This window comes from Methanobrevibacter sp. 87.7 (genome assembly GCF_002208625.1).
Taxonomy (GTDB): Archaea; Methanobacteriota; Methanobacteria; order Methanobacteriales; family Methanobacteriaceae; genus Methanarmilla.
Genome location: NZ_MRCT01000155.1, coordinates 1 through 3,846, shown reverse-complemented (window position 1 = coordinate 3,846; position 3,846 = coordinate 1). Strand labels below are relative to the sequence as shown.

The following is a 3,846-nucleotide window of genomic DNA, read 5'->3' as shown; positions in this document are numbered from 1 at the left end:
GTTATAGATAAAAATAAAGAAAATAATAAATTTTAAAATAAATGTAATACTTTTTAACTAAAAAATATAGAAAAAGTAATACAATAAAAAGCTTTATATTGGATAAAAAAATATAATAAAAAATGTAAATTAAAAAGAACTCATATAAAGTATTACTTTAATCAATAAAATTATATTAAAAGTAATACTTTAAAATAACTAATTTTATAACTGATTTTAATATGACCATAAATCAAATTAAAATTAGTAAATAATGATGTATTACTTTTTAATTGAAAATTAGTAAAAAGTTTCTAAGAGGTAAAAATATGTATGTAAAAACCTTAGATAATAATCCTATTCTTATTAAAAAAACACAAGAGTTTTTATTTAAAATGATACAAGATGAATTCCACTTAAACTATGTCCCTCAATACCATTATGACATTATTAATTTATATGAAACATATATTAAACCTCAAAGAAACAATTTTTACATTGTAATAGATAATAATGAAATTATAGCAAGTTTAGGAATAAGAGCCTATGATAAAGATTTTGAAGAATTTAAAGAATATTATTCAAAAGAAAAAACTGCAAGTTTATGGAGAGTTTTTGTTAAAAAAGAATATAGAAGAAATAAAATAGCTTCAAATCTTGTTAAAATATCAGAAGAATTTTCAAAAAAGAATAATTATTCAAAAATATATTTGCATACACAAAAAAATGTTAAGGGATCATTAGAATTTTGGCTTAATCAAGGTTTTAATATTACATTAAATACTCGGGGAGCATTACAAACAGTACATATGGAAAAACGAGTAAATAATATTCAGAATAGTATTATTAAAGAAAAAGCAATAAAAATTATTTAAATTATTTTATATTAAATCTCTTTTTTTAAAACTTTTAAAATATTAAAAAAAATTACTTTCAAAACTCTTTTAAAACCTCAAAAACAAAAAATAATAAAAATTAATTTTAAACTCTTTTTTTAAATTTATCAAATAAAAGTTTTTAATAAAAAACAAGATTAAATTAATTTATAAATTGATTTAATAATTAAAAACAAAATTAAAGAAATACAAAAATACAAAAAATAATAAAAAACTAATTTTATTTAATTTAACATATTAAATTTAAAAAAAAGAGAGTCTATGCAGGACTCTCAATTTCTTTTCTATCATAATCATCATTTAACACTGTTTTTGTACTTGCTACACCAAGTAACATTGTAGATAGATTATGAATAATTGAAGACATATTTGGTTGTATTAATCCAAGAACACCTAATACAATTAATGTACCATTAATCCAAAGGATTTTTTCATAATTATCATCAATTTTATCAAGCATAGCTTTTGATAAACGTCTTAAAGTAACTAAATCATATAAATCATCAGATAGTAATGATATATCTGCAACTTCACGAGCAATATCAGAAGAGTTTCTCATTGATACAGATACATTTGCAGCAGATAATGCAGGTGAATCATTAATACCATCACCAACCATGATTACTTGATTACCTTCAGCTTTAATTTCTTCAATAATATGTGCTTTATCTTCAGGTAATACTTGAGATCTATATCTTGTAATACCTAAATCATTTGCAATTGATTTTGCAGCATTTTCACTATCACCAGTTAACATGATTACATTATTTATACCCAAAGATTTAAGTTCACTAATAACTTCTTTAGCTTCTTTTCTTACAGGGTCATCAATACATAAAATACCTTCAAGTTTTCCAGCAATAGCTAAATAAATTACAGAATAAGATTCAAGGTTCTCTTTAATAATTTTTTCCTGTTTTTTAGTAAATTTAACTCCTTCATCTTCACAGACAAAGTGATAACTACCAATAATTGCACGTTTTTCATTATAATATGTTGCAATACCATGTGCAACAATATATTCTACTTCAGAGTGGTCTTCTTCATGATGTAAACCTTCAGCTTTAGCTTGATTAACAATTGCAGTTGCAACACTATGAGCAAAGTGTTCTTCAATACAAGCTGAAATTCTAAGTACTTCATCACGACTTAATTTACCCATTGGTATTACTTTTTCAAGTTTAGGACTTGCATTTGTTAAGGTACCAGTTTTATCAAATACAATTGTATCTGCGTTCGCATAATTTTCAAGGAATTTACCTCCTTTAATCATCATTCTATGATCTGATGCTTCACGCATAGCAGAAATAATTGTTAAAGGTGTTGTTAATTTAATTGCACATGAGAAATCAACCATTAAAACAGAAAGTGTTTTAGTTCTGTCTCTTGTAAATAAATATGTTAAAGCAGTTGCAAGGAATGTATAAGATACAATAGAATCAGCTAATCTTTCTGCTTTAGAATGAATTCCTGCTTTAAGATCTTCTGAATTTTCAATTAAATCGACAATTTTATTAAGTCTAGTACCTTCATTAACTGAAACAACTTCAACATGAATAGTTCCCTCTTCAACTACAGTACCTGCATGAACAGTTTTACCTTCATTTTTATGTACTGCAAATGATTCTCCAGTCATTGAAGACTCATTTATCATTCCATCTCCAGAAACAATAGTACCATCAACAGGAATAATTGATCCCATTCTTACTACAATAACGTCTCCTTTTTTAACTTGTGATAATGGATATGAAATCTCGGTTTCATTTCCATCTTCATCTGTTTTTAAGAGCCATACAGTATCAACATTAAGAGCAAGACTATCTTTTAATGTATCTTTAGTTTTTTGCATAGTATACTCTTCAAGAAGATCAGAAATTGAAAGTAAGAACATCATACTTCCTGCAGAATTATAACTTTCTTCATGTAAAGATCCAGTAATTGCAGATGCATCAAGAAGTTCTACATCTATATTAAAACTAGTTAAACTATCTAGACCTTTTAATACATAAGGAATCGCATGAACAAATAATCTAAGTTTTCTTATTGGAATAGGCAATATTATTTTATATAAATATCTTTTTATAACAATTTTAGAAACTTGCATGAAAAATTTATTTTCTAATTCCCTTATTTTAGCTTTATTTGTTGGGGGCTCAGCTTCATATAAATCTTCATACTTAATATTATCTAAAATATCAAGAATTGTTTGTCTTTGATTCCTATCTTGATAGTAAATTAAAATACTTCCATTTCTATGAGATGTTTTAACATCAGTAATAAAATCATAATCTAAAAGTGAGGTAGCAATACCCCATCCTTCTTCTTTTGTAAAAGCTACTCTTTCAGCTACAACACGAAGACGAGTACCTTTATCATAAACTATTTCATACTTCATTAAAATCTCTCAAAGATTTTTATTTATTCAGAGTAAACTTCTTTTTTATCTTTAACTTCAGCATCAACAGAGATATCTTCTGCATTATCTTTAATATTTTGAAGTTGTTCTTCAGCTTCCTTTTTTGCGGTTATGACTTTTGAAACTGCATTTGTACATGCATCTTTAGTAGCTTGTGATGAAATAATTTTTTTAGCTACATAAGCAGCAGCAATACCTCCTACAAATGCTAAAGCATGGTCATGTTCCATAATTTCTTCAAAAAAATCTTCAATATCAGACATAAAATTAATTCTCCTTTAAACTTTTTAACACCTAAATTCTTAAAAAAAAACAATATAAAATCCCCTATTTATTAAAAATTAAATTATAAAAAGTAAATAGTTAAATTAAAAGAATAGTTATATTATAAAATAATATAACCATCTAATACTACCTAATTTTAATTAAAAATATAAAAAAGGATTTCAAAAAATACATTATTTTTAGGTATACTTAATAATTAATATTTGTTCCTATATAAATGTTTAGGTTAAACTAAATAAATATAAAAATATTTTCTATAAACTAAATAAT

3 protein-coding genes are annotated in these 3,846 nt (G+C 24.4%); 1 reads left to right on the top strand and 2 read right to left on the bottom strand.

What is annotated here, in order from left to right:
• Window positions 1-308 precede the first annotated feature (308 nt).
• On the top strand, window positions 309-854 hold the full coding sequence (locus tag BGI41_RS07005; protein ID WP_088539865.1) for a GNAT family N-acetyltransferase: 546 nt from the start codon (window positions 309-311) through the stop codon (window positions 852-854).
• A 280-nt stretch (window positions 855-1,134) separates the two neighbouring features.
• Here the strand turns inward: BGI41_RS07005 and BGI41_RS07000 are convergent, their stop codons facing one another.
• Together BGI41_RS07000 and BGI41_RS06995 are read right to left on the bottom strand one after the other, a co-directional pair.
• Window positions 1,135-3,270 (bottom strand): heavy metal translocating P-type ATPase, encoded by a 2,136-nt coding sequence (locus BGI41_RS07000; RefSeq protein WP_088539861.1) that lies wholly within the window; start codon window positions 3,268-3,270, stop codon window positions 1,135-1,137.
• 23 nt (window positions 3,271-3,293) lie between these two features.
• Window positions 3,294-3,554 carry a hypothetical protein gene (locus BGI41_RS06995; RefSeq protein ID WP_233126343.1) on the bottom strand — a complete coding sequence of 87 codons (261 nt, stop codon included), beginning with the start codon at window positions 3,552-3,554 and terminating at the stop codon, window positions 3,294-3,296.
• Window positions 3,555-3,846 lie beyond the last annotated feature (292 nt).

What these genes read in the sequence shown, in the direction of transcription:
- BGI41_RS07005 (WP_088539865.1), top strand. Translation starts at nt 309, where the DNA reads ATGTATGTAAAAACCTTAGATAATAATCCTATTCTTATTAAAAAAACA.
- BGI41_RS07000 (WP_088539861.1), bottom strand. Translation starts at nt 3,270, where the DNA reads ATGAAGTATGAAATAGTTTATGATAAAGGTACTCGTCTTCGTGTTGTA.
- BGI41_RS06995 (WP_233126343.1), bottom strand. Translation starts at nt 3,554, where the DNA reads ATGTCTGATATTGAAGATTTTTTTGAAGAAATTATGGAACATGACCAT.